This window comes from Gammaproteobacteria bacterium, from assembly GCA_029882975.1.
Lineage (GTDB): Bacteria > Pseudomonadota > Gammaproteobacteria > SZUA-152 > SZUA-152 > JAJDNG01.
Window position 1 is genome coordinate 1 of record JAOUJW010000022.1, and the last position, 25,706, is coordinate 25,706.

Sequence of the window (25,706 nt, forward strand, 5' to 3'; positions counted from 1 at the left end):
CTTCCGATCTATAGGTCGTGATGTGGAAGGTATGCGCAAGGACGGCAGTACATTTCCCTTGGAGTTGGCTGTTAGTGAGATGGTGATCGACGGTGAACGTTTGTTCTCAGGAATTGTTCGGGATATTACTGAACGTAAAAAATCTGAACAGGCATTAATCGAAGCCAGAAATTTTGCCGAAGACTCAGCCAGATCCAAGGCAGATTTCCTGGCTAACATGAGCCATGAAATCCGCACTCCCATGAATGCAATCATCAATCTGTCCTATCTGGCTTTGAAAGGTGAGACGGATAACAAAACCTACGACTATATTAAAAAAATTCAGAGTGCATCAAAAAACTTATTAGGTATTATTAATGACATTCTGGATTTTTCCAAGATTGAAGCTCGAAGTTTAGTGTTGGAGGCTATCCCCTTTAACTTGCACAGTGTATTAAACGACCTGGCCACGGTTATTGGCTATCGGGCTTTGGAAAACTACATTGAAGTTCTGTTTCATATTGATACCAAGGTGCCTACTTACTTGTTGGGCGACCCCCTGAGGTTGAGTCAGATATTGACCAATCTAATCTCTAATGCCATCAAGTTTACTCAAAAGGGTGAAGTGGTTCTTACCGTCAGTGTTGCCGGAATAAAAGATGATATCTATTCCATTGAATTCTGTATTAGCGATACCGGCATTGGCATGAATGAAGAACAGCAGGCTAATTTGTTCCAACCGTTTAAGCAGGCCGATGGTTCCATTAGCCGAAAATACGGTGGTACCGGCCTGGGACTTGTCATCAGTCGATACTTAGTGGATTTAATGCACGGTGAAATTACGGTGGAGAGTCAGCTGGGCAAAGGGAGTATATTCAAATTTACGATACCGATACAACAAGACATACAAACTGAGAAAAATGCGGAAAAATTAATGGATTTGAGTAATATCCGCGTACTGGTCGTTGACGATAATTCCACTGCCAGACTCATCGCCACTGATACATTGGTGGCGATGGGGATTCAAACGGATGCGATCGAGAGCGGAACCAAGGCATTGGAGATTCTGCAGAAAAACGACGCTGCTACCATATATGATGTGGTCTTGCTGGATTGGCGTATGCCAGGATTGGACGGTCACGAAACCATGATCAGAATTCGGGAAGACAGCCAAATCAAGATAAAACCTAAGATTATTCTATGTACAGCTTTTGGTATAGAAGTGGTTCGTGAACAGTCACGCAAACATCAGGCTGATGGCTATTTAGGAAAACCCTACAATAATTCTACCTTGCTCAATGCGATTCTCAACTGTCTGAAACATACCTTACAGAGTAAATCAAAACCGGAAAATGCTGGAAAAGCAAACGTAAAGGAGATGAAGAAAATCGTTGGCAAGAGGATTTTGCTGGTTGACGATAACGAAATTAATCAGATGATTGCCATAGATCTTCTTGATAGCGTTGGAGTAGAGGTGACCGCCGCCGGTTCAGCCAAAGAGTGTTTCGAGTGTTTGGAACAGCAGCAATTTGACCTGGTGTTGATGGATATACAGATGCCGGAAATTGACGGCCTGGAAGCAACGCGCATTATCAGGAATGATGCACGTTTTGACTGCATACCTATTATAGCCATGACTGCACATGCCATGGAGAGTGATCGGGAAAAAAGTCTGGCGGCAGGTATGAATGGTCATCTGACAAAACCCATAGATCCGGATGAGCTTTATAAAACCGTCATTCAATGGACAAACAAAAAACCGATGCGTGAGACAGTCGCGGAGAATACTATTGTGCAGGATGAACTACCCGAATCCATAAAAGGCATTGATCTGAAAGTAGGGCTTGCCCAGGTCCGGGGTAACGGCGCACTTTTTCGTAAACTCTTAATTAAGTTTGTTGAGCAATACGCTGATGCGAGCGATAAATTTGAAAAGCTTATGGGTAAAAACGCTCAGGAAGATGCTATTCGCTTGGTGCATTCCATCAAAGGAGTGGCGGGTAGTCTGGGTGCGATGGGTCTTTTTGAAGCGGCGGCCAATCTGGAAACCGAATTGCGCAACGAATCAGTTAACCCTGACAGTAAATTATTCAAGCAAAAACTTCGTGAAGTTATCAAAGGTATATCTCATGGGCTCACTGAAAGTGCCTGACAAGCCTATGTGATTATATCGAAATGACAAAATTGCCGGTATCATATTGGACCATATGATTATAAAATGTTGGGTTTTAATCGCGAAATAACTGAGTTATGGAAAATAAAGTCAAAGTCCTTTTTGTGTGTATGGGCAATATTTGTCGTTCACCCACCGCAGAAGGAGTGTTTGCAAAAATGGTGAACGATAATGGTTTGGCGGAAAAAATACAGTTGGATTCAGCCGGTACTCACGCCTATCACGTTGGCGAGCCGCCGGATCGCAGAGCGCAGCAATGTGCATTGTCCCGAGGCGTAGACTTAAGTCCATTGCGTGCCCGCAAGGCGGTACCTCAGGATTTTGAAATCTTTGATTATGTGCTGGCGATGGATGAGGACAACTACTCCCTGCTAAAGCAGATTTGTCCTCCCGGAATGGAGTATAAGCTCAGTCTGTTTCTGGATTACGCGCCTAATCTGGGGATTAGAGAAGTCCCCGATCCTTACTATGGTGGCACCCAAGGTTTTGAACGAGTGTTGGACATGGTGGAAGAGGCTTCACAGGGTCTGCTGGGAATGATTCGTGATAAAAATGGTTGGTGATAAAACGTTGGCTTAAACAATAAACCCAATGGTTTAGTTGTCAGTCGCTATCAATGGTATTGTCACATTCCGATTCATCAGTGAGTAGCTAATTATCTTGGGTTTACAACCCGACGTACAATGATTAGCGACTGTTGCGTCGTGACATCAGAAGTCGTTGAATTTGAGCCTCATAAGCACGGGCAAACTCTTCGCCAAACATATTTTGAAAATTGTCCTCCACGCTGGAGGCAACTTCACGAAAGTAGTCCTCGTAGGAATCCCAATACTTGGCTTTCTTGGTGCCGGGTAAGATGCCTCGGCCATGGGCATTATCAAAATGCAATTCCAGATAACGCGGATCAAAGCGTTTTAGCAAAGCCAGAATGGCAGCTTGCGTGCCGGCCATAACAGCCAGCTGGTGACCCTCTATATCTTCAAAACCTTCTTTTAAAGCTTTGACAGGCGGCAAATAGCTCCCGGTGGTGTTACCAAACATGTTTCGTATGGCTTCATCCACATTAACAGAAAATTTTAAGGGATTGTTTTCCGCCGCTTGGATCGTGGTCATGGACATGCGAAATTCGCTTTTAATGTTAGTCCTTGCACGCAGCACATTAAAAGCCCCATTGACGCATTCTTTGACGACTTCTCCCACGGTATGTAAAAAGGAATTGGCTTTCTCGGGGGGTATATTCAAACCGTTCACATTCATGCCGTTCAGAACGGCTTGCAAGGCTGCCGGTGCTGCGTATTCTCCAGATACCGGTTTTTGTGCCGGAGGCGGTGCAGGTCGTTTTTTGAGTACGGGTTTGCCAGTCGGTTTACCTGCAGGTTTAAGTTCGGGGATTTGCCCGGAACTGGTAAAGCCGGAACGGGTTGCGGCGCCGGATCGTAATGAAGCCGGAGAGGAGAATCTTAAATTGTCCTCGGAAATTATCGGTTCGGCGACTGCTGCTTGTGATTTATCCGATAGCCAATCATCGGGAATAATATTGGGTGGCGTAAAATGATTCGCTAAAGGCGAGGAGTTGTCACTTTGCGTTTGTCTAGGTACCGGTTTGGGGGCCGCTTCCGGTAAATAGTCGTCTACCAACTGGAAAGGGGTATCACTATTGATGGATGGTGGCGGGTTATTGAACAGGTCCAAGGGATCTACGGGCGATGCATGGCTGTTACCGACAAAATTCTGCATAGCGGGAGGGTTGGAGACAAAGGCATTCCCGCTGCCCATGTGGTCTACCGGCTCAGCGACCATAGCCTCATTGATGCTGATGGAAATAATGTACTCACCGATCTTCAATGTATCGCCGTGTTGCAGGGGTGCGCTGTTACCTTTTCCCAATGGTAACTTGGCGTCATTAATATAGACGCCATTGGTGCTGGTATCGGTTATTTGGTAGTGGCCGTTTTGTTGACTAATCGTGGCATGTTTGCCTGATATGAATCGGCTGGCATCCACCAGTACCCAGTCACAGGTGCGCGTACGGCCTATGGTGCCTCCTTGCTCAAATGTCTTTGAGATGGATTGGCCCGGTATTGCCGCGGGTTGGTTGGTGATGCTGAATGTAATGCTCATCTATTTAGCCTTAGTTTGGGTCGCGCCTTGAATTACATCTGAGTAATCTATTCCTGGGCATTGTGTAACAAACGCGTAATGAACACGTTTTTGTCCGTTTTGGTTGCGGATATTCGAATTCTACCTTTTACAGTACGTTTGTCATTGGTGTTTTGGGGCTGTAAAGTGGCTTCAAACAAACCGGAGCCCACAGCAAGCTTGCCACTGGTTTTCCAGGTCAGGCTTTTAATATTGATGCGCCGGGTTTGAGTACTTCTAAACAGGTCGATATAGTCTTTGCGTATATCATCCAAACTGGCGGTTTCATTGGTGCGTGCTTCCCTGGAAAACAATCCCATCAAACGTTCGACATCACCATCATCATAGTAAGTGACAAAGCGTGCAATTAATAACTGCAACTCTTCATTATTTGGTGGTTTTGTACCAGCTTGTCTATTCAGTGCAACCGCTTGTTGATTGAGCTTAGTGGAAAATTTTTGATTAATCAGATACAGACCCTTAATTTTGAAGCCTTTGTTTTCCTTCAAATGTACGGTCACGTCCGCAGAAAAAACTTGATCTACATTGGTATTTGTCGGGTTTAGCTGAGCTAAATATTTGCCTTTACCCTGAATGGTACTGCCTTTTCGAGTCCAGGAGAAATCACTGAATTGAATTTTTCTTGAACGTGTGGTTTGAAATAACTGTTTGTAATCCGCTTCAATCTCGGCCGAAGAGTTGTGGTGGTTGGTAGCGGCATCCTCAGAAAACAAACCCATGACTTCTTTAAGTCGGCCTTTTTCGTATGCGGTAGATAATTTATTCAATACTCGATTGAGTTGCTTACTATCTAAACGCGACGGGTTTGCGTTTGTTTTGGCCGCTTTAGCAACCGATTGTGTTTGAGGAGGCTCATTGACTGTATGCGATATCCCAGAGGTTTCCGGAACATTGGATATACTGGCGATTTGCATATAGGACGGGTCTATCGTCGCGATCAGCGAGGTGAGCGGTGACTCTGTGTCCGGTTTACTGTTAACCTGGGCCAGCCTGTCTTTGATGAGCTGAGCGAAAGCTTTGCCCCATTCCGTATGTAATGCCTGGTATTTCTCCTCTGCGTCCAGCAGTTCCCAGTCCAATATAAACTGATTGATTTGTAAATCGTTCCATTCGTTATTTTCAAGAAAACTATCCACCAGGGTTTTGGCTCTGGAGGTAAATTGATTATTGACACTGCTAATGAGATTTTCCTGAACTTCAGCCAGATTCGCTTCGGGATCGGAGTCGGGTAGAAAACCGATGACTAATCCGGCTGTCAAGGCAATGCTTAAACCGCCATAGATTAACAGGGGTTTGAAATTGAAGCTCAACGCCGGTTTTTGACTGCCGGCTTGCGACAACGCTTGCAGCGGATCATTCTCGTTGACCGGCATCGCTTCGTCGGTCAACGATTCAACCGGAGGTATGTTATGCGATGTGTGTATGGATTCTTCAATATTGGGCGAAGTGGCCCCAGGAACTCCCACAATGACATCGATAATGTGCCGTCGTTGTTCACGGTACATTTCCAAAGGAATCATGCCATTGGTGTACGATCTGACTAATTTACGTAGTTCCGATTCGCCCATTATTACGTCTCTTATGCTATCAATATGCTCAGAAATTGGATTTCCGGGTAGGATTGTGCCTGCTGAGCTACCATAATTATATAAATAACAACACCTTATATTCAAGTGTGGGTAGAAGGAAAACCTTACCAATTATTCATATTATTGTTTTTATCTAAATCCCTATTGTTGTGCAATCCATACCTACTTATCAAGAGAAAATCCGCCATTTCTATATCTTTTTAAGTGATTAGTATGCCGTTCCCGATCTGATTTTATTTGTTACAAATTCCAATCTTCAGGGATTATGCCGCCTTGAGCGTTGGATTGTGTCACCACCTTGGTATTTTCGCTTTCATGCCAACCCCACAACGGCCAGCGACCGTCTAAGAAACCGGAATATCCTTCAACAGGAGGAAGTCCCTGGCTTGTTAGAAAACAAGGTTTGACTTTAGGTGATCCGGATGTCCACCAAACACTGTAGTGTTTATTAAAGCAAAAAAGGAAATGGTTTAACAAGTTCAAATACGGTCCAATCATTTCCTGGTTTGTTGCTAAGGCTTGAAAAGTGGATTTGCCACTACTGTGTACGGAAACGGTATTGGTGGTGGCCGTTGAATAAGCGGTTGCGCTTATCGAAACAGGTACGTCCAGTTGTTCAACGGCTTTATCGAATGCATCCAGATCGAATGGCTCGTCCAGCGCATTTAAGGCTTGTTGTTCTGCTGCATCGAACCAGTCATTCATGTCTTTGGGTAATTGTAAAATATTAAAGCCGTTGGGTATGGGGACTAAAATGGTGAGTGGAAAGTACCGTCCCACTTTGTCTACCGAAGGCATCAAAACTCCGGCATAGGCCTGATTGCCGCAAATACTGGGGCCCAACACAAAACGCCAAATGGGGCTGGTCAGATAAGTGTCCAACCATTGGTCGGATAGTTGTTCTTTACTTCTGGCGATGCTTTTTTGCAACCAGGCATCCCAGGGTTCCAGGAATTCTCGAGGTGTGCGACGGTTGAGAAAATCCCCATTACTGGGGATTTTTCCATAAAAACCAGGTCCGCTTGTGGCCGTACTCACGATCTATAACCTTGTGGGGCAGCTGAAACTTTCCAAAGCGCCCAGTCGAAATGGGTTCACCACGCTGTCGGCTCTGAGCTCATATTTGGCTTTGTGGCCGTTGATTTCAAAAGTGACCTTGTATTGGTCGTTGAGCGCGGTTTTGGTTACTTCCGACTGATCCAACACACGGAAGAAACCCCAAGGGCCGTCTTTGGTGCGGCTGATATGGCTGCCCGAGCTGGCTTTAAACGACATGCGTACTCGGCTGGGTCCATCCGGTCCGGGCCATTTCAAATTCTTAAACCGTTGTGGATCATGTTTATACACCAACTGTTGACCGTCAATGTTCAATGAAAATTGCACAATATTTCCGTCCAGATAAGTGGGTTTAAGTTTAAAGCTAACAGAAGGTAGAGGGCTGCCATCGGCAAAAAATGTGTTTTTGATGATGTATGCATTTTCCAATGAGTTCAATGCGGACCGGGAAAGCCCCAATGTCTGATTTTCAAAAGACCGTAGTGACCAACCTCGGCGAGTGACATTGACGAAGGGGCTTAAATATCGCTTGTAGAAAGTATCCAAATCGCCATCGGGCCCGAAAAATTTTGAAAAATCCGTAAGCGAAATTTCTTCTGTGCTGGTCTTACGCAAAGGATAACGGTTTTTCAAGCCGCGGTTAAAGTTGGGTACAATATCCGCTTCCCAAATGTTGTTGATGTGAGCGTGAGCGCTATTGAGTACCACTCGCCAACTGTGATCGGCAATGCTCAGCATCCAGCTTCGAACCGGCTCCTCTAAGCGGGATGCTTTCAAACGCAAACGCCCAATGGCATCGCCGCTGCCACCGGACATACGTTTTGCAGCCGCTTGCAAAGCCGCGCTGCCGCGCGAACCCGCGGCGATGTCCAACATAAAGTTGTGGACCTCACCCACTTGCGCCAGTACATCGTTAATGGGTGGCGGTATGCTGCCTTTACTCTGAACCAGCTTGTTAACGGGTTCAAATGTGTTTTGCACTTTTAAACCGGGGCCTTTTACCAGCTTGGATAAATTGACGCCCTGGACCTTTTTCATCACACTGGCAACACGTTTGGCTTTACTGCTAAGAGCAGTAGCAGCACCGGCGGCGGCATTGGCCTCGGGGTTATCCGGTAAGCGGTTCAAAGACGTGTTGGTGTCCAGAGTCTTTAATATGCCAACGATAGGGGATTGCGGTCCCGACAGCAGTTCCAGATTGTCTATGGCATGATCGATATTTTTAAATTTGGCAATTTGTAAGTTGTTAATCAAGGCATCCCAGGTTTGAATATAGTCAGCCAGATACAGTTTCTGAACTTGTTTGTTCAATTCAGCCGGGTCCACATCGTGCTGTTCGCGAGAACCTAATACCCAGTTTTCATCGGTGGTTTCGGTAGCGATTTCCATCCCCTCGGACATATAAACATCGTGAAAACCTTTGTAAGTGAACAGGCTGGGAATATTCTTCACCGTGTCATCTCCATTTTTTAAAGAAAAAGGAGATTGGCCCGGTCCCGACACTATGCCGGCTATGTTAATTGCCAGAGTGTCGTTGGCTGCTGCTTCTTGTTTTAGGCGGGTGTAGACGCGCTCAGCCAACGGAATGCGGCGCAAAACATTTCGAGTTTTTGCGATCAGGGTAGGGTTGACTTTAATGGGATTAAAGCCGTTTTCAAATAAGGCGTTCATATGATCGCCAAGTTGTTGTTGGCGGGTTTTATCGCCGGGATTGCTGTTTTGCCAATCCAGGTTAACCCAAAGTTTAAAGAATTCGGGGTCCAGATTTTTGGTATCGTACAGCATTAAATAGGCTTTCAGTGCGCCATGTAAATATTCGCTGTTGGCTCCCCGTGTGACGAGTTGTTCTTCTAATCGATTGGCGAGTCGCGGTAGAAAATCGCTGACCAGTACCCGTCGATAAGCTTCATCCGCTGCGGGTTCCACGGAGGAACGTTTGTTCAAGCCAAGACTGGATAACCAGGTCAAACCGCTGTTCGCATAGACGGTGCGTGCCTGATTTAACGAGTGTAATTCCGGCAGGATGGCGGCCACATCCCGCGACGTTTTGGATTGCTGAGCCATGGCAAGGTAGTTATTCAGGTTTTCCGATACCCGGTTGATGTGAGCAGAATTGGCGCTATAACTGCCGGTCCAGGTTAAGGTTGCCGCCATTGTGATGATGACGGCACCTGCATAAGCGGCTCGTAACAACCAAGCTCTTTGTTTCTCCAGGCGCTGGTCCGTTCCCGCCACACCGGCTTCAGGAAAAATGACCTGTTTAAACAAATTGGTAATGAAATAACTGCGACCTTGACCGCTAAAATGCGGCGCTGCCGTGCGGTCAATACCGAATATGCTGGCCAATGAACCCATAATACGGTCGATTGGCGTACCTTCCTGGGTACCGCTGGTAAAATAGACACCGCGCAACAGGAACGGTGATTCGTAGCGGCTCGGACGAAAAATTTCCTGCAGAAAAGAATCCGCGGTTTGCTTCAGACTTGCCATTTGGTGAGGAAAGCTGTGAATCATATTGCGTCGTTGCAAATCCCGTTCTTGATTCATTCGCGGCAGTACGCGGCTGTTGATACGGGCTATTAGAGTATCAAACTCACCGGAGAAATGTTTTACCACGCCTTCACGGGCAGAAGCCGCATCCATCGGAAAGGTGATACCCCATACCTGGCTTCGGTCATCACGTCCCATATCTTCGAAAAATTCGTTAAATCCCGCCACCAAATCCGTTTTGGTGAAAAGGACATAGACCGGGAATTTTATTCCCAGCTTTTGGTTTAGTTCTTGAATTCTATGCTTGATGGTAGTGGCGTGATGCAACCGTTCGGATTCGTTTTGTTGCATTAACTCAGCCAGGCTGATACCAATCATGACGCCGTTGATGGGGCGGCGTTTGCGGTGCTTTTTCAAAAGTCCGAGGAAACCATCCCAACCGGCACGGTCGGTTTCTGCGTGGCTGTCCTGAGTGGTGTAGCGTCCGGCGGTGTCCACCAGTACAGCTTCGTCAGTAAACCAAAAGTCACAATCGCGGGTACCGCCGACACCACGTAAGGCCTGATTGCCGAATCGGTCTCCCAAGGGAAACCGCAATCCGGAATTGGCAATAGCCGTGGTTTTTCCTGAACCCGGAGGGCCAATAATAATGTACCAGGGTAATTCGTTTAGCTTTTCTTCGCCTTGGCCGCCTTGGTGTTTGGTTTTACGAAGTACGCCCAGCGCTTCGTTAAAGTTTCTTTGCAGCATGGAAACATCTTCGCTGCCAAAAGCGGAGTCTTCGCCGGCTTCCTGTGTGGATGATTCCAAGCCGGCAATCAGTCCTTCGTTATCCTGTTTGGCTTTAATTTGTTTGAGCAATTGCACGATTGCCCAGGTCATAATGATAATGACAATCGTTAACAGTCTGGCGGTAACGCTTTTTAGGGGAACATATTCGTTGATGGCCACCATAGGGCCGCCAAACCAGATTAATAGGGACAGGGCCAGTAAGCCTGCAATGATAAACGCCCAACGGATCATGATTCTTCCTTCTTAATTACAACAGCGGTGGGATTGATGTTTTCCAGCCGATCCACCACAGGAGAAGATGATTGATGCAATATAAAGTTAAAGCCCACATAAATACCAAACATAACAGCACCGGCAATGGTGGCAACGGCCCAAAAGGGCACTTGTCGCAAGCGATTCATTCGGGTATTTAAGCCACGCCAACGAGGTGACAGTTCCCGCTCATAATCACCCCGGTGGGTCCGGATAATGCGGTGCAGTTCATCCTTTAACGATTCCAGTTGCGAGCGTCCATGGTCCATAATGCGATAACGGCCTTCAAAGCCGAGCGCTAAGCAAATGGAATAAAGTTCCAGTAAATCAATGTTGCGGCGTGGATCGGTTTTTATGCGATCGAGAATTTGGAAAAACTTTTCCCCGCCACCGGTTTCCTGGTGAAAGCTGCTCAACATACTCTGACTGCTCCACAAACTGGTACTACCCCAGGGGGTGTTGAGCACTGCCTCATCAATCGCGGCGCACAAGGCATATCGTGCCGCCAGAACGGCTTCCGGAGAAACACTGCGATTGCGGGCATTATTCTCAAAACTCTGGATTTCCTGGGCGACCTGACGGTGTAGTCCGCCGACATCATTGTGATGAGGTGAGCTTTTTAAACGACCCACTAAGGCCAGAAGACGCGCAGCGGCGTCGGTCAGCACATTAGGCCCTGTGGGGTTCTCGGGAAGAGCATAAGATATAGGTGCTGCCGGTGCATATTGTGGTTGGGCAAATTGGGGTGGTGGTGCATATTGGGGTTGCGCCTGCATCGGAGCTTGTTGCATGGGTGGTTCTGCCGGTGGCGGCGAGAAAGCCGGGGCCGGTGGGACATAACCCGGTGGTGGCATGTGGCTGGAACGCTGGCCACCGGGATTGGGTTTGACAATGATCGTGCGGTCGGCATCATCTCGGTTAAAAGGGTCGTCAGAACTCATAGTGTCTACTCTTTGATTGCCCAAAATTCAAGTTCAAGTCCGGGAAATTCGCCTCCGATATGGAATGCAAACCCACCGGTGTTTGACATTTTTTTCCACAAATCACTGGAACGGTTCAGTTCAAAGTAGCTGAAGCCGGAGTGATAGGGGATTTGCCGGGGAGCCACAGCCATTTGATGCAAAGCGATGCCCGGCAGTTGTAAATTGACCAGCTCACTGATCATCTCAGCCGGTCCTGCTTTTACCTGGGCTGGAAAACGACTGGATAATTCTTCTGTAGGAATATTGGCGTGGGCCGCCAAAACAAAGTAGGAATTTTTCAACAGATTGCGATCGGCTATCGTGGCTACATGAATACCGTATTTGTGAGCTTGGAGATTCAGCGGCACCGCGGTTTGTTCCATGACCATGCTCAGGGATCGACGCAGCTCATTCATTACTGGCGCGAAAGTGTCGGCCAGATTTTCATGGTTATAGGTGGGAAACTTTAAGGTTCTGCGATTGGTGCTGCTGAAAGTGGCCAGTTCTCCGGCCATTTGTACAGCGTATTGATAAAAAGTTTCCGGATGCAAACCTTCGCTGGTAGCCAAATGGTTCATTAAAGGCTCATAGCGATTAACGCACTGTAACAGCATAAAATCCGCAATCTCGGCACTGCCTCCGCGGCCGGAGCTGGATACCCGCCCGGCCAGCACGTCACCGCGCTGATGGAACAGACCTTCGAGTTCGCTGAGGAAGTCGTATAGCTTGGGTGCGGCACGACAATCCAGTACCGGTGGGATATAGTCCAAGTCCATTACGACTTTTTTGTCCGAACGACATTCGACGATTCTGGCTATGCCCAGCGTGGCGTATTGTCCCAAGCCTTCACCTTCCAACATCAGATTCAGGCGCATGGTGCCCACTTCAATTTCCATCTGTTCGGTCATGCCGGCGTTATTGTCTCGACATTTGTCTACTTTGGGATAAAACCGTGCCAGACTCTCCTCATTATCCAGGGCTTCCACTTCGGTGGCGTCACGTCTTTTCAAGGGCAGAGTCAGATACACCACTTTATTACGCACATCCTCGGTGATATCCAGGCTAATGGGTGGTTCGTCATCGTGTGGAATATTAAACGGAGTGCCATCAGGAAGAATACCTCTGAGGCGGCTGATAGCGACTTTCCCCAGTGCCAGTGCGCCGTCATCAATGACGATTTCCTTGATGCCCCAGCTGTAATTTCGAATCCCGGAACAACGTCCTTGGATGTAGGTTTCGAAATAGCGGTCGTTTTGTTGAAAGTGCTGTGGTCGCAGGAACAAGCCCTCTGACCAGATTACTTTATTATTCCATGACATATTGTTGATACCTGTTTAATGCACACTTATTCGTTAGTATTGTAATTACGAGTATCACGTAGACGCTTTTTGGTGTTGGTCACCGACACGCTTAGACTGCCCAAATGGATCATGATGGTGGATTTGGTGTGCGGCTCCAGTTTAAGAGATCCACGCCAACGTGAGTTATCCAGATCCCGGTAGGCCGCCAATACAGCAAGGTAACGGGCTTCATCTTTGGCGTTGCGTTCCAGTTTTAATGTTTGTCCGGGTTTAATTTCCAATTCTTGTTTAAAGACGATGAATTTACCCAAAGTTTCAGCTTCGGTGTCGTATAAGGAAAAGAAATCGGAATTATCGAAAGCGCTGACTTCATTTAACTCATAAATCCTCAAGACCACCGGGGAAGGGCGTCCTTCTGAATTGGGGTTTAGGTGCGGAGATGCTTCTATAGATAACGCCAATTCTGTTGGGGCCGGACCAAACAGGCTGGCGCAGCCGGTTAGACTCAGTACAGCTGTTATCAGAATAATCAATGGGATGGTCGCTCTCACTTTCTTCTGCTCCTCCGTCTTACTTTTAGCCAAATGCTCTTCTTGGTGATTCTTTATATAGTTAACCGTTAAGTTGACTATTTTATTGTTTTCCTGTTGCCCATGGGTTGCGGGTATTAATTTGAGTACTCTTTTGAGTCGACCCCAGACTGGAATATATCAGTGGTGACAGGGTATTTTACTACAACTAATTCAAAAGTTTGCGTGTACTTTGGCACTCATTTCACCACCCATGCCAAAATCCTGCCGGTGACTTTGGCGGTACAACGTATAAGTATTACATGGATCGACTTAATGAAGCTAGATAGCACCGCGAAACTGTGAAAATGCACACCTGTGGCGTCACTGGAATGGCTTAGACTAAAGAAAAGGTGGCTTCTTTATTATCATTTGGCATAACGATGTGAGTGTCATATCACCATTAATGTGGTTAAATATTCATCAGCATGCCTACAGATGCCATAGGACGGGGTTCCGTGAAAATTCACAGTTGACAATAGGTTTTTCGAGGGATCTAATAAAAGACTTAAACAGGTACTGATCAATGTTTGATCAGTTTGGCTGCTGATTGCTGCTTGCGGACGGTCCCCAGGGAATGAGTTTGACCTCGCGACCCTGAAACAAAATAACCCTACGGAACCAGCTGGGAAAGGGGCAAGTAAAGGGAAAAAGGGGCCTGGTCGGACGAAAGGTTGTACCAACCCTATTAACTCACAGTTAGAATTAGTGCGCAGTTAGTTAGTACGCAGTAAGTACCCAGTAAGTACGCAGCAGCTATAACAACCGCAATAACAGCAAGAGTGATTTTAGTTCGTTTTTCAAGGGAAACGTATATGGGCATAGATGTGACAAAATGTTTGGCTGAAATTTCAGTAGACTCCCCCTGCGGTGATGATCTGGAATATGACGCGGATTTCCAGGAACTGGAACGTTCGGCGCAGTATAAAGCGGAAAAGCAAATAGGCGATGCAATCGTCGAAGCCCAGGAACCCGATTGGTCCTCCGTGGGTAAACAGTCCCAGACATTATTCAGCAGAACAAAAGATTTGCGGGTAGCGATGTTTTTGTTGTCGGCTTCCTTTCGAACCAGTGGGTATGGCGGTTTGTTGAATTCCTTAGAGATTATGCACGGCTTATTGGATCAATATTGGGATGATGTGCATCCGAAGCTCGATCCGGAAGATAATAACGATCCCACTATGCGTATTAACATTATTTCCACATTAGCAGATCACGCCAGCACCTTGGCGCCGCTACAGAAGGTTCCCTTGGTTAGTGTGCAAGGCATCGGAAGTTACAGCATAAAAGATGTGGACGTTGCCAGTGGAGCCATGCCCCACACAGGCGCTTCTGATCCACCGGATCCGGGGCTGATCGAAGCGGCTTTTATGGAAGTCAATTTAGACGAGTTAATTGCCAAAGCCGAGCAGGTCAAAAACTGCGTGGACATTGTTAAGGCAATTGAGGAGTTGGTGACGAATAAAGTAGGAGCAGCCTACGCACCCGATTTGGGAGCATTGGTCAAACTGCTCAATCACGTACATCAGGAACTGGGGCAACGTCTGGCGAATCGCGGAGTGGATGATGCTGTAGACGATGGTGAGCCGGGAGAAGAAAGCAGCAATGGCAAAAAAGGTGGTGCAGCAATGAGTGGCGAAATCAAAACCAGTGAAGACGTCATCCGGATGCTGGATAAAATATGTGATTATTACGCAAAATACGAACCTTCGAGTCCTTTGCCGCTATTATTACAAAGAGCAAAACGGTTGGTGCGTAAAGATTTTATAGAAATTTTAAGGGATATAGCACCGGATGGGTTAACCCAAGCCGGACGTGTAACCGGTGTTGATACTTAAGCTCCGGACGTTTAACAACTTTAGAATCAGACAATGGTTTCAGTTTTTAATTTTTCATTTTAAAGGAGGCTTCTCGTGGCCAAACCAAGCAGTCAAAAATTTATTGCCCGTAACAGGGCTCCTCGAGTTCAAATCGAATACGATGTGGAACTCTATGGTGCACAGAAGAAAGTCCAGCTTCCGTTTGTAATGGGTGTTATGTCGGATCTTTCCGGTAATCCTGCAGAACCACTTCCCTCGGTAGAAGATCGTAAAGCCATGGATATTGACGTCGATAATTTTGATGAGCGACTCAAAGCGATGAAGCCTCGTGTGGCTTTCAGTGTTCCCAACACCTTAACCGGTGAAGGTAATATGAGCGTTGATATTACCTTCGAAAGCATGGACGACTTTTCCCCTGGTGCCGTCGCCAGAAAAGTAGATGCATTGAGCAAGCTGCTGGATACCCGTACACAGTTATCCAACTTGGTGACCTATATGGACGGTAAAGCGGGAGCCGAGGATCTTATTGCCAAAGCGCTGGCTGACCCGGAACTTCTCAAAGCGCTGTCTGCCTCTCCCAATGATGATGCAGAATAAGTTTTAACGAAATTAATAGAATATTAGGAGCAAGAGAATGGCTGAAGCAGAAACAGAAGCAGCGGAAAGCGCAGCGGCGGAGAATTTAAGTGTCGACGACTTCTCCGAACTGTTGGGTAAAGAGTTTAAACCCAAGTCCGATCGTGCCAAAGAAGCGGTAGAGAGCGCAGTTAAAACATTGGCGCAGCAAGCCTTGGAGGAAACCACGGTTATTTCCAATGACGTGATTGCAACCATAAACTCTATCATTGCTGAGATTGATCACAAGTTAACGGAACAAGTGAATCTGATTCTTCACAATGAGGAATTCCAGAAATTGGAAGGATCCTGGAGAGGATTGCACTATCTGGTCAATAACACCGAATCCGATGAAATGTTGAAAATTAAAGTATTCAACATATCCAAGAAAGAATTGGGTAAGACTTTGAAGAAATTTAAAGGTGCGGCCTGGGATCAAAGCCCTATCTTCAAGAAATACTATGAAGAAGAATACGGTCAGTTTGGCGGCGAACCCTACGGTTGTATTGTTGGCGACTACTATTTCGATCATGGTCCACAGGACGTCGAATTGTTGGGTTCCATTGCTCAGGTGGCAGCAGCGTCTCACGCGCCGTTCATCGCAGGTGCCTCGCCTACAACATTGCAAATGGATTCCTGGCAGGAAATCAGTAATCCTCGGGACTTGACCAAGATTTTTTCCACTCCGGAATATGCAGGCTGGCGCTCTTTGCGTGAGGCAGATGATTCCAAGTATATCGGTTTGGCGATGCCGCGCTTTTTATCGCGCTTACCTTACGGTGCTAAAACCGAGCCGGTGGATGAGTTCGACTTTGAAGAGGACACCGAAGGTGCCGATTCCGGTAAATACACCTGGGCTAATTCAGCCTACGCAATGGCAGTAAACGTCAACCAATCTTTCAAAGAATATGGTTGGTGTTCCCGAATCCGTGGTGTGGAGTCCGGCGGTGCCGTTTTAGGTTTGCCTACGCATACTTTTCCTACAGATGACGGTGGTGTTGACATGAAATGTCCTACCGAAGTGGCTATTAGCGACCGTCGCGAAGCGGAATTGGCCAGAAACGGATTTATGCCGTTGATCCACAAAAAGAACTCTGATATCGCCGCATTCATTGGTGCGCAGTCCTTGCAGGCACCGGCCGAGTACGATGATCCGGATGCTTCTGCCAATGCTGCTCTGGCGGCCCGGTTGCCGTATTTATTCGCCAGTTGCCGATTTGCCCATTATTTAAAATGTATTGTGCGGGATAAAATCGGTTCCTTTAAGGAAAAAGATGACATGCAACGCTGGTTACAGGATTGGATTAACGCCTATGTTGATGGTGATCCGGTAAATTCCAGTGAAAACATGAAAGCCAGAAAGCCACTGGCGGGTGCGGAAGTCGTAGTTGAAGAAGTGGAAGGAAATCCCGGATATTACACATCCAAATTCTTTTTACGTCCCCATTATCAGTTGGAGGGCTTAACCGTTTCCTTGCGTCTGGTGTCTAAATTACCGTCAGCAAAAGGTTAAGTGGAAGGAAATGGGTAATATTCACACTTTGGGTTTTTTTCGTTGTAATCGTGTGTAATTGTAATAAGATATCTCTACGTAAAGCAGTGAATAATACTCAATAAATTTATTAACTACGAACAAAAGGAAGGCTACGATGGCTGTTGATATGTTTTTAAAATTGGAAGGCACTATCAAAGGTGAATCCAAGGACGAGAAGTACAAAGATGATATTGATATTTTAGCATGGAGCTGGGGTATGAATCAGTCCGGTTCATTCCACGTCGGTGGCGGCGGTGGTGCCGGTAAGGTAAATATCCAGGACATCTCTATCACCAAATACATTGATGCTTCTTCTTGTAACTTGATGCAATTCTGTTCCGACGGTACTCACTTCAAAGAAGGCAAACTGGTTGTACGTAAAGCTGGTAAAAAGCCTCTGGAATACGTTGTTATCAAAATGAAAGACATTCTTGTTACTTCTGTGAGCACTGGCGGCAGCGGTGGTGAAGATCGACTGACAGAAAACGTTACCTTAAACTTTGCACAAGTTAACGTTGAATACTCTACACAGAAAGAAGACGGTAGTGGCGAACCTTGCAAAGCCTACACATGGAACATCGAATCGAACACGGCGAATACCGATATCTAATCGATTTCCATCATTGATGGTTCGACAAATGGCGCTCAGTTTTCTGAGCGCCTTTTGTCGTTTGGGGAAAGTGAAATATTTAATAAATAAAAGAGTATTATGCAAGAAAAAAAGGGCGCTGTTGCTCAAATAATAGTATTATCATAGGTTCCGGGAACCATATAAACTGAGACTAAGAATTAGGAAGAATAATGACTATTGCCGAAGAAAGTCTGCGTAGCGGCGACCTCACCGAAGCGCTGAAACAACTACAGGATCAGGTTAGAAAAGACCCGTCCAATGTTCAGTATCGTATTTTTCTGTTTCAACTTTTGTGCGTGCTGGGGCAGTGGGACAGAGCGTTAACCCAACTGAATGTGTCCGGCGAGATGGATGCGAGCACTTTGGCGATGGTGCATATGTATCGAGAGGCATTGCAGTGCGAAGCGCTGCGCACGGATATATTTTCCGGTAAACGTACGCCATTGGTTTTTGGGGAGCCGCAACAATGGATTGCTTTGGTGCTGGAGGCCTTGAAACTTTCCGCCAATGGAAAGCACGCAGAGAGTCAAGCTTTAAGAGAACAGGCTTATGATGTAGCACCCGTGGTTAGCGGCAAGATCAACGACGAAAGTTTCGAGTGGTTAGCCGACGCAGATTCGCGCATTGGTCCTTTTCTGGAGGCTATCGTCAATGGCAATTATTATTGGATTCCGTTTCAACGCATTAAAAAAATTAATATCGACGCACCGGAAGATCTGCGTGATATGGTATGGATGCCGGCCTATTTTACATGGGATAACGGTGGTGAGACCGTTGGATTGATTCCCAGTCGTTATGCAGGATCGGAGGGCAGCGACGATAACGACATACGGTTATGCCGTAAAACACAGTGGGATGAAATGGCAGAGGGGGTTTATTATGGAATCGGACAACGATTATTTACCACGGACACTCAAGATGTATCCTTGTTGGATACCAGAACCATTGAATTTGACTTGCCGGAAATCGAATAGCTTACAAAGGTAAGGAATCGCTATGGCGGAACTGTCACAAAAAGAACGCTTGCAGCCATCGTTGCTGGATAGGTTGACTGACCGAGATCCGGAACGTAAGGCAGAATCCCGTACGGAACGGGTGCTGTCCTTGCAACAACTGCGAAAGAGCGTGATTCGCGATATCGGTTGGCTATTGAATACAGACAATTTGTCCTTGGGGCAGGAGCAAGAAGACTATCCGGAGTTGACTCACTCAGTACTTAACTACGGTATGCCCGACATGTCGGGTACTTCCGTTTCCAACTTGGATAGCGAGGCCCTGGTGGCCAATATTAAACAGGCCATTATCGATTTTGAACCCAGAATTCTCAAAAACACTATTCGAATCAATTTGGTTGTTGATGACGAAAAAATGAATAATAAAGCCGTTTCATTCGAAATTGAGGGCGAGTTGTGGGCTCAACCCACGCCGTTGCGCGTCTATCTGAAAACGGAATTGGACTTGGAAACCGGTAACATAGACGTTAGTGATTCGGTTGGGGTGCGCTAAATGGATCCGCGATTATTACAATATTATAATAGGGAATTGCAGCATATTCGGGAAATGGGGGGTGAATTTGCGAAAGAATACCCCAAAATAGCCGGGCGCTTGGGTCTGGAAACCTTCGAATGTGCTGATCCCTATGTGGAACGTTTACTTGAAGGGTTTGCTTTTCTGGCAGCGAGGGTCCAGTTAAAAGTAGATTCGGAATTTCCACAGTTTACCCAGCACATGCTGGAAATGATTTATCCGCAATACTTGTCACCTACTCCTTCCATGGCGGTAGTACAGTTTAATCCCGATTTAAACGAAAGTGGATTGGCGGAAGGATTTGAGATTCCCCGTAACAGTGTTTTACGGAGTTTGTTGGGCAAAGGTGAGCAGACGGTTTGCGAATATCGTACGTCCAGTGATATTGCGCTCTGGCCTTTGGAAATCACCAACGCCGAATATTTGACTAACGCCAGTTCATTTGTATCTTTGGATCAGAAACGTCTTAAAGATGCAAAAGCCGGGGTAAAACTACGCTTGCGGGCAACGGCGGGTCTGACAATAAACAAACTGGCGTTGGAAAAACTGCCTTTATATTTGCGCGGTAGTGACGAGTTGCCTATGCACCTATATGAGCAGATTCTTGCCAATTCGGTTGCCATAGTCGCCAGGCCGGCAAAGAACCCGGGTTCCTGGTGTGAGATTATTGATAAACGGTATATTACTCGTACCGGCTTTGAAGACAATGAAGCGGTTTTACCCCAAAGTAATCGATCTTTTCAGGGGTATCGCCTGTTACACGAATACTTTACCTTTCCCCAGCGGTTTATGTTTATTGAATTGGGCGGTTTGGGTAAAGCGGTTAAACGCTGCGAGGAAAAAGATCTGGAGTTGGTCATTTTGTTCGATCGTATTGACCGTTCTCTGGAAGAGTTAGTCAATGCGGGAAATTTCTCCCTACATTGCACGCCGGCTATTAATTTGTTTCCCAAGCGAGCGGATCGAATCCACTTAAACAACCGCGATCCGGAATTTCATATCGTACCCGATCGAACCCGACCTTTAGACTTCGAAATCTACTCAGTCACCGAAGCGATTGGGATCGGTACCAGTGCGGACGACGAACAGGAATTCCTGCCGTTCTATGCCGCAACGGATTTAACCATTCATCGTGATGATCAAGCTTATTACACCCTCAAGCGGGTGCCGCGTATGCTATCCAGCAAGCAAGTAAGAAAAGGCCCACGTTCCAGCTATATCGGCAGTGAAACGTTTATTTCTTTAGTCGATGGAAATAATGCTCCTTACAGGAAAAATCTGCGTCAATTGGCTGTACAGACCATGTGTACCAATCGAGACCTGCCCTTACATATGGCTTTAGGAACGGGCAAAACAGATTTTACGATGGAGTCCAGCGCGCCGGTTGAGAGCGTGCGTTGTATTGCCGGACCCAGTAAACCCAAAGCGTCACATGCAGAGAAAGCCACAGCGTGGCGTCTCATCAGTCATTTGTCTCTGAATTATTTGTCCATAGCCGATACCGATGATAAGCAAGGTGCCGCGTCCATGCGGGAGTTGTTGGCCTTGTACGGCGATCTGGCTGAATCTCATATTAAAAAGCAAATTGATGGTGTGATTTCAGTTACTGCAAAACCGGTCACTCGCCGGGTGCCCGTACCCGGTCCTATCACCTTTGGTCGGGGTATGGAAGTGACGATTACGTTTGATGAAAGCGCTTTTGAAGGTTTGGGGGTGTTTTCATTAGGTGCGGTAATGGAAGAATTTTTTGCCAAATATGTATCCATTAATTCGTTTACCGAAACGGTGATTCGTACTGCAGAACGGGGGGAGATAATGCGATGGCCAGTAAGAGCCGGTCTGCGTCACATCCTTTAGCTGTTCTACAGTCGCTAAAGGAATCCACCTTGGCATTGCTAAATGCCATCAAAGAAGCGCCCTACAAGTATGGTTTTTTTCAAGCTGTGCGGCGACTCGAATGTGCCTATAGCGACAAACCACTCATCGGTCAGTCATTAAGGCCGAAAGACGATCCGGTGCGCTTTCAGCAACCACCCTCCTTAGCTTTTGCTCCCTCCACCCTGTCCCAATTTAGTTTGGGGGAAAAAGGGCGCCCGCCTAAGTTGAGTATCAATTTCTTCGGCTTGTTCGGACCGCAAGGGCCTTTACCGTTGCATTTAACCGAATACGCCTACGATCGGGCATTGAATTCCAGTGATACCACCTTTGCTGGATTTGCCGATATGTTTCATCATCGCATGATTTCGCTGTATTACCGCGCCTGGGCCAATACCCAGCCCACCGTGAGCTATGATCGACCGCAAGCGGATCGATTTTCCGCCTATGTGGGTTCCATTATGGGTTTTGGTTTGACCAGCCTGCGTAATCGTGAAGAATTACCGGACCGAGTTAAGTTGTTTTACGCCGGCTTGTTGGCGAGTCAAACTCGCAATGCCAGTAATTTGCAGGCTATGATCAGCAGTTTTTTTCAAGTAAACGCTCGGATTGAACAGTTTGTGGGGCAGTGGATGGAACTGCCGAAGGAATGCCGCATGTTGTTGGGGATTACCCGGGAGACCTGCACTTTGGGTGTAAATGCGGCCGTGGGTAACAAAGCCTGGGAAAGTCAGCAAAAGTTTCGCATTGTGTTGGGCCCATTGTCCAAAGAGGAATATTTGCGCATGCTACCCGGAGGGGAAAGTATTAAGCGGTTGCAGACTTTGGTAAGAGCCTATGTGGGTGATGAGTTTGATTGGGACATGCAGTTGATTATGAAAAAGGAAAGCATGCCCATGTTTCGTTTGGGTATAAATGGGGATTTGGGGTGGACGACTCGTGTATGGAGCAGGACCATAGAAAGGGATGTGGACCGTTTGATTATTCACCCCGGAAAAATCCGCAAATGAATTGTTTAGAAGGGTAGAGATATGGCAGAAATAAATCGTGTCGCGTTGTTTGGTAAGTTAAACAGCTTGGGGTATAAGGCCATTGAGAGTGCCACCGTATTTTGCAAAATGCGCGGTAATCCCTATGTGGAATTGGTTCACTGGTTCCATCAAATATTGCAATTGCAGAACTCCGATTTACATCGGATTATTAAGCAGTTCAATATTGATCCGGCCAGAATTGCCAAGGATTTCACTGAATCACTGGATAAACTGCCCCGCGGTTCTACCTCGATTTCCGATTTGTCTTCCCATGTGGAGGAGGCGGTGGAAAGGGGTTGGGTTTATGCCACATTAATGTTTGGCGAATCCCAGGTGCGTTCCGCTTATTTAATGGTTGGCATTTTGAAAACTCCCTCTTTGCGTCGCGCCCTGTACTCCATTTCCTCGGAGTTCGAAAAAATCAATGTGGATACCTTGATTGATCGATTTGAGGAAGTCGTGAGTGGTTCACCGGAAGAAAGTCTCAGGGCTACAGACGGTTTTCAAGTGGGTGGTGGGGCGGCTCCGGGTGAAGCCAGTGGTGCTATCGCCCCGGCTCAAATGGGCAAGCAGGAAGCCTTACAGCAGTATACCGTTGACCTTACAGCACAAGCTCGTACCGGAGAGATGGATCCCATTGTGGGGCGGGACGAAGAAATCCGCCAAGTGGTGGATATATTGATGCGCAGGCGTCAAAACAACCCCATCTTAACCGGCGAAGCCGGTGTCGGTAAAACGGCAGTAGTGGAAGGTTTTGCACAAAAAATCGTGGCCGGTGACGTGCCGCCGCCTTTGCAGGACGTCACTCTGCGCACTCTGGATATTGGTTTGTTGCAAGCAGGCGCCAGTATGAAAGGAGAATTTGAAAACCGACTCAAACAGGTGATTGAGGAAGTTCAGTCTTCAGAGAAACCCATAATACTTTTTATCGATGAAGCCCATACCTTGATTGGTGCCGGTGGTGCTGCCGGAACCGGTGATGCGGCCAATCTACTCAAACCGGCCTTAGCGCGGGGCACCTTGCGAACCGTTGCAGCGACCACGTGGGCCGAATACAAAAAGCATATTGAAAAGGATCCGGCACTGACACGGCGTTTTCAAGTAGTTCAAGTGGATGAGCCCAGCGAAGAAAAAGCCATCTTAATGATGCGCGGTTTAACCTCCACGCTGGAACGGCACCACAAAGTCCAAATTCTGGATGAAGGCATAGAAGCAGCCGTAGTGCTTTCACACCGTTATATTCCGGCGCGACAGTTGCCTGACAAGTCGGTGAGTTTGCTGGATACGGCCAGTGCTCGGGTAGCCATCAGCCAATATGCCGTGCCCGCAGAGGTTGATGATTGCCGCAAGCGTATTTGCGCATTGGAAACAGAGTTGGAAATCATCGCCCGAGAGAATGCCATTGGCGTTGATACCAGCGCCCGCAAAGCCGAAGCAGAAGACAAGTTACAGCAGGAAAAACAACGGTTGGAAGGACTGGAACATCGCTGGCAAACTGAAAAAGAGCTGGTGGACAATATATTAAACATCCGGGCTCAACTTCGGGGTGATAACAACAAAGTGGATGGTACGGACAGCGATTTGGAAGCGGCAGCGGATAAACACACCAAGTCCGAACTGAGTGAGGCGGACCGCGCCGGTTTAAAGGAACAACTGCAGTCCTTAACCCAGCAGTTGCTGGAACTGCAAGGGGAGAGCCCCTTGATTCTACCCAGTGTGGATGAGCAAGCGGTGGCTTCGGTCGTGGGGGACTGGACCGGAATTCCCGTGGGCAAGATGGTAAAAGACGAAGTCGCCACGGTATTGGGTTTGGCGGATTCAATTAACGAGCGCGTGATCGGCCAAAAGCACGCCTTGGACATGATTGCCAAACGAGTACAGACTTCGCGTGCTAACTTGGACAACCCCAATAAGCCCATAGGTGTGTTTATGCTTTGCGGACCGTCCGGAGTGGGTAAAACAGAAACCGCCCTGGCTTTGGCTGAAGCTCTGTATGGCGGCGAACAAAATGTTATCACCATTAATATGAGCGAATTCCAGGAAGCACATACGGTATCCACTCTCAAAGGTGCACCTCCCGGTTATGTGGGGTACGGAGAAGGCGGAGTCTTAACCGAAGCGGTAAGACGTAAACCCTATAGTGTGGTGTTATTGGATGAAGTGGAAAAAGCACATTCTGACGTTCACGAAATCTTCTTTCAGGTATTTGATAAAGGCGTGATGGAAGATGGGGAAGGGCGTTTAATCGATTTCAAAAACACGCTGATATTGCTAACTTCCAATGTTGGCAGTGAATTGATAATGAATATGTGCAAAGACCCGGAGTTACTTCCGGAACCGGAAGGAATCGCCAAAGCTCTGCGTGAACCATTGTTGAAAGTATTTCCTGCTGCTTTACTCGGGCGTTTGGTTACCATACCGTATTTTCCATTGAGCGACGCCATGGTAGCCAACATTACTCGCCTGCAACTGTCCAGAATCGAATCTCGTATTGCTGAGAACCACAAAGTACCGTTTACTTACGACGAGAATGTGGTGGAGTTAATCGGCAAACGCTGTACCGAGCTTGAAAGCGGCGGGCGTATGATCGATGCCATTCTCACCAACACGATGCTACCGGAAATCAGTAAAGCGTTTCTGGGGCGAATGATGGATGGCAAAACGGTGGAGCGGGTGCATGTGGGTGTAGATGCCAGTGAGTTCAGTTATCAATTTGATTAGTCATCTACAAAATAGGATAATCTGATCTATATTTATTGTTAATTAACAATGGCATACAATGGGCTCATCAACGAGACTTTAAGGTTGGATTCGGAGTCGCTTGTGAAAGGAGAGAGAGCTTCTGTATGTCATTGAATATTAACAAAAATAGGAGCATAAGGCCACATGCGTCGCGCTAAAATGACTGAAGTCAACTATTACGATTTTCGAGTGCAGTTGCAAAGAGCAACTGATCGGGGCTGCCGTATCGAAAGGGGTGATGGTGACAAGTGGAAAGAATACATCAGAGATAACGACATAAAGGAAGTGGCTGCGGTTTCTATAGGTAATGCACAATTTGAAAAAGTAAAGCCCGTCGTGATTAACTGCAACGGCAGTTGGGACGGGTTTTATGTCTATTCGGAGGATGCCGAAGCTGTACTCAAATGGCAGCATGAAGCCGACGGTTAAGGACGGCTAAGGACAGTTAAGTTATGTGAATATTCACATACACTCTATTTCTCGTTGCTGTATTTCCCATCGATAGTAGAATCTATTCCAATAACGCAGTTCGTCGAATTGGTCAATATTTGATCAGTTGGTTCAGGCCTGAACTTAATTGGGTCAAGACTTGAAAGGGTCACGCCCAG

19 protein-coding genes are annotated in these 25,706 nt (G+C 47.0%); 12 read left to right on the plus strand and 7 right to left on the minus strand.

Annotation, left to right across the window (positions count from 1 at the left end; all coding sequences use genetic code 11):
- The coding region (locus OEY58_15235; GenBank protein MDH5326810.1) for a response regulator at nt 1-2,131 on the plus strand (2,131 nt) is incomplete at its 5' end.
- Nucleotides 2,132-2,229: 98 nt separating this feature from the next.
- A complete protein-coding gene (locus tag OEY58_15240) occupies nt 2,230-2,715 on the plus strand; it encodes a low molecular weight phosphotyrosine protein phosphatase (protein ID MDH5326811.1) in 486 nt (161 codons plus the stop codon).
- Between the two features lie 124 nt (nt 2,716-2,839).
- Here OEY58_15240 and tagH read toward each other — a convergent pair whose 3' ends face one another.
- From tagH to tssJ, 7 genes are all read right to left on the minus strand, one after another.
- The gene (gene tagH / locus OEY58_15245) at nt 2,840-4,273 is read right to left on the minus strand and encodes a type VI secretion system-associated FHA domain protein TagH (GenBank protein ID MDH5326812.1); all 1,434 of its coding nucleotides are present in this window, start codon (nt 4,271-4,273) and stop codon (nt 2,840-2,842) included.
- 47 nt (nt 4,274-4,320) lie between these two features.
- A complete protein-coding gene (locus OEY58_15250; protein MDH5326813.1) occupies nt 4,321-5,880 on the minus strand; it encodes a hypothetical protein in 1,560 nt (519 codons plus the stop codon).
- A gap of 261 nt (nt 5,881-6,141) precedes the next feature.
- Nucleotides 6,142-6,939 (minus strand): type VI secretion system-associated protein TagF, encoded by a 798-nt coding sequence (gene tagF, locus OEY58_15255; GenBank protein MDH5326814.1) that lies wholly within the window; start codon nt 6,937-6,939, stop codon nt 6,142-6,144.
- A 3-nt stretch (nt 6,940-6,942) separates the two neighbouring features.
- Nucleotides 6,943-10,470: a type VI secretion system membrane subunit TssM gene (gene tssM, locus OEY58_15260; GenBank protein MDH5326815.1), complete on the minus strand. Its 3,528-nt coding sequence runs from the start codon at nt 10,468-10,470 to the stop codon at nt 6,943-6,945.
- Nucleotides 10,467-11,432 (minus strand): type IVB secretion system protein IcmH/DotU, encoded by a 966-nt coding sequence (gene icmH / locus OEY58_15265; protein ID MDH5326816.1) that lies wholly within the window; start codon nt 11,430-11,432, stop codon nt 10,467-10,469. The genes tssM and icmH overlap by 4 nt, the downstream gene beginning before the upstream one ends.
- A gap of 5 nt (nt 11,433-11,437) precedes the next feature.
- A complete protein-coding gene (tssK, locus tag OEY58_15270) occupies nt 11,438-12,772 on the minus strand; it encodes a type VI secretion system baseplate subunit TssK (GenBank protein MDH5326817.1) in 1,335 nt (444 codons plus the stop codon).
- A 26-nt stretch (nt 12,773-12,798) separates the two neighbouring features.
- Nucleotides 12,799-13,338 (minus strand): type VI secretion system lipoprotein TssJ, encoded by a 540-nt coding sequence (gene tssJ / locus OEY58_15275; GenBank protein ID MDH5326818.1) that lies wholly within the window; start codon nt 13,336-13,338, stop codon nt 12,799-12,801.
- An 800-nt stretch (nt 13,339-14,138) separates the two neighbouring features.
- Between tssJ and tssA the strand changes: the two genes are divergently transcribed.
- The 10 genes from tssA to OEY58_15325 all read left to right on the plus strand — a co-directional run bounded on the left by tssA (nt 14,139) and on the right by OEY58_15325 (nt 25,527).
- The gene (tssA, locus tag OEY58_15280; GenBank protein MDH5326819.1) at nt 14,139-15,161 is read left to right on the plus strand and encodes a type VI secretion system protein TssA; all 1,023 of its coding nucleotides are present in this window, start codon (nt 14,139-14,141) and stop codon (nt 15,159-15,161) included.
- Nucleotides 15,162-15,236: 75 nt separating this feature from the next.
- Entirely contained in the window at nt 15,237-15,740 is a 504-nt protein-coding gene (gene tssB, locus OEY58_15285) for a type VI secretion system contractile sheath small subunit (protein MDH5326820.1), read from the plus strand.
- Between the two features lie 37 nt (nt 15,741-15,777).
- A complete protein-coding gene (tssC, locus tag OEY58_15290) occupies nt 15,778-17,271 on the plus strand; it encodes a type VI secretion system contractile sheath large subunit (GenBank protein ID MDH5326821.1) in 1,494 nt (497 codons plus the stop codon).
- Nucleotides 17,272-17,407: 136 nt separating this feature from the next.
- On the plus strand, nt 17,408-17,902 hold the full coding sequence (locus OEY58_15295) for a type VI secretion system tube protein Hcp (protein MDH5326822.1): 495 nt from the start codon (nt 17,408-17,410) through the stop codon (nt 17,900-17,902).
- 191 nt (nt 17,903-18,093) lie between these two features.
- On the plus strand, nt 18,094-18,897 hold the full coding sequence (locus tag OEY58_15300) for a tetratricopeptide repeat protein (GenBank protein MDH5326823.1): 804 nt from the start codon (nt 18,094-18,096) through the stop codon (nt 18,895-18,897).
- A 22-nt stretch (nt 18,898-18,919) separates the two neighbouring features.
- Nucleotides 18,920-19,429, plus strand: a complete 510-nt coding sequence (gene tssE / locus OEY58_15305; protein ID MDH5326824.1) for a type VI secretion system baseplate subunit TssE — start codon at nt 18,920-18,922, stop codon at nt 19,427-19,429.
- Nucleotides 19,430-21,307 carry a type VI secretion system baseplate subunit TssF gene (gene tssF, locus OEY58_15310; GenBank protein ID MDH5326825.1) on the plus strand — a complete coding sequence of 626 codons (1,878 nt, stop codon included), beginning with the start codon at nt 19,430-19,432 and terminating at the stop codon, nt 21,305-21,307.
- Nucleotides 21,271-22,335, plus strand: coding sequence for a type VI secretion system baseplate subunit TssG (gene tssG / locus OEY58_15315; GenBank protein MDH5326826.1), 1,065 nt, complete (start codon nt 21,271-21,273; stop codon nt 22,333-22,335). Before tssF ends, tssG begins: the two co-directional genes overlap by 37 nt.
- A 21-nt stretch (nt 22,336-22,356) precedes the next feature.
- Nucleotides 22,357-25,077, plus strand: coding sequence for a type VI secretion system ATPase TssH (tssH, locus tag OEY58_15320; GenBank protein ID MDH5326827.1), 2,721 nt, complete (start codon nt 22,357-22,359; stop codon nt 25,075-25,077).
- 165 nt (nt 25,078-25,242) lie between these two features.
- A complete protein-coding gene (locus OEY58_15325; protein MDH5326828.1) occupies nt 25,243-25,527 on the plus strand; it encodes a hypothetical protein in 285 nt (94 codons plus the stop codon).
- Nucleotides 25,528-25,706: the final 179 nt, after the last annotated feature.

Coding starts and splice junctions, on each gene's coding strand:
- OEY58_15240 (MDH5326811.1), top strand. CDS start 2,230: ATGGAAAATAAAGTCAAAGTCCTTTTTGTGTGTATGGGCAATATTTGT.
- tagH (MDH5326812.1), bottom strand. CDS start 4,273: ATGAGCATTACATTCAGCATCACCAACCAACCCGCGGCAATACCGGGC.
- OEY58_15250 (MDH5326813.1), bottom strand. CDS start 5,880: ATGGGCGAATCGGAACTACGTAAATTAGTCAGATCGTACACCAATGGC.
- tssM (MDH5326815.1), bottom strand. CDS start 10,470: ATGATCCGTTGGGCGTTTATCATTGCAGGCTTACTGGCCCTGTCCCTA.
- icmH (MDH5326816.1), bottom strand. CDS start 11,432: ATGAGTTCTGACGACCCTTTTAACCGAGATGATGCCGACCGCACGATC.
- tssK (MDH5326817.1), bottom strand. CDS start 12,772: ATGTCATGGAATAATAAAGTAATCTGGTCAGAGGGCTTGTTCCTGCGA.
- tssA (MDH5326819.1), top strand. CDS start 14,139: ATGGGCATAGATGTGACAAAATGTTTGGCTGAAATTTCAGTAGACTCC.
- tssC (MDH5326821.1), top strand. CDS start 15,778: ATGGCTGAAGCAGAAACAGAAGCAGCGGAAAGCGCAGCGGCGGAGAAT.
- OEY58_15295 (MDH5326822.1), top strand. CDS start 17,408: ATGGCTGTTGATATGTTTTTAAAATTGGAAGGCACTATCAAAGGTGAA.
- OEY58_15300 (MDH5326823.1), top strand. CDS start 18,094: ATGACTATTGCCGAAGAAAGTCTGCGTAGCGGCGACCTCACCGAAGCG.
- tssE (MDH5326824.1), top strand. CDS start 18,920: ATGGCGGAACTGTCACAAAAAGAACGCTTGCAGCCATCGTTGCTGGAT.
- tssF (MDH5326825.1), top strand. CDS start 19,430: ATGGATCCGCGATTATTACAATATTATAATAGGGAATTGCAGCATATT.
- tssG (MDH5326826.1), top strand. CDS start 21,271: ATGGCCAGTAAGAGCCGGTCTGCGTCACATCCTTTAGCTGTTCTACAG.
- tssH (MDH5326827.1), top strand. CDS start 22,357: ATGGCAGAAATAAATCGTGTCGCGTTGTTTGGTAAGTTAAACAGCTTG.
- OEY58_15325 (MDH5326828.1), top strand. CDS start 25,243: ATGCGTCGCGCTAAAATGACTGAAGTCAACTATTACGATTTTCGAGTG.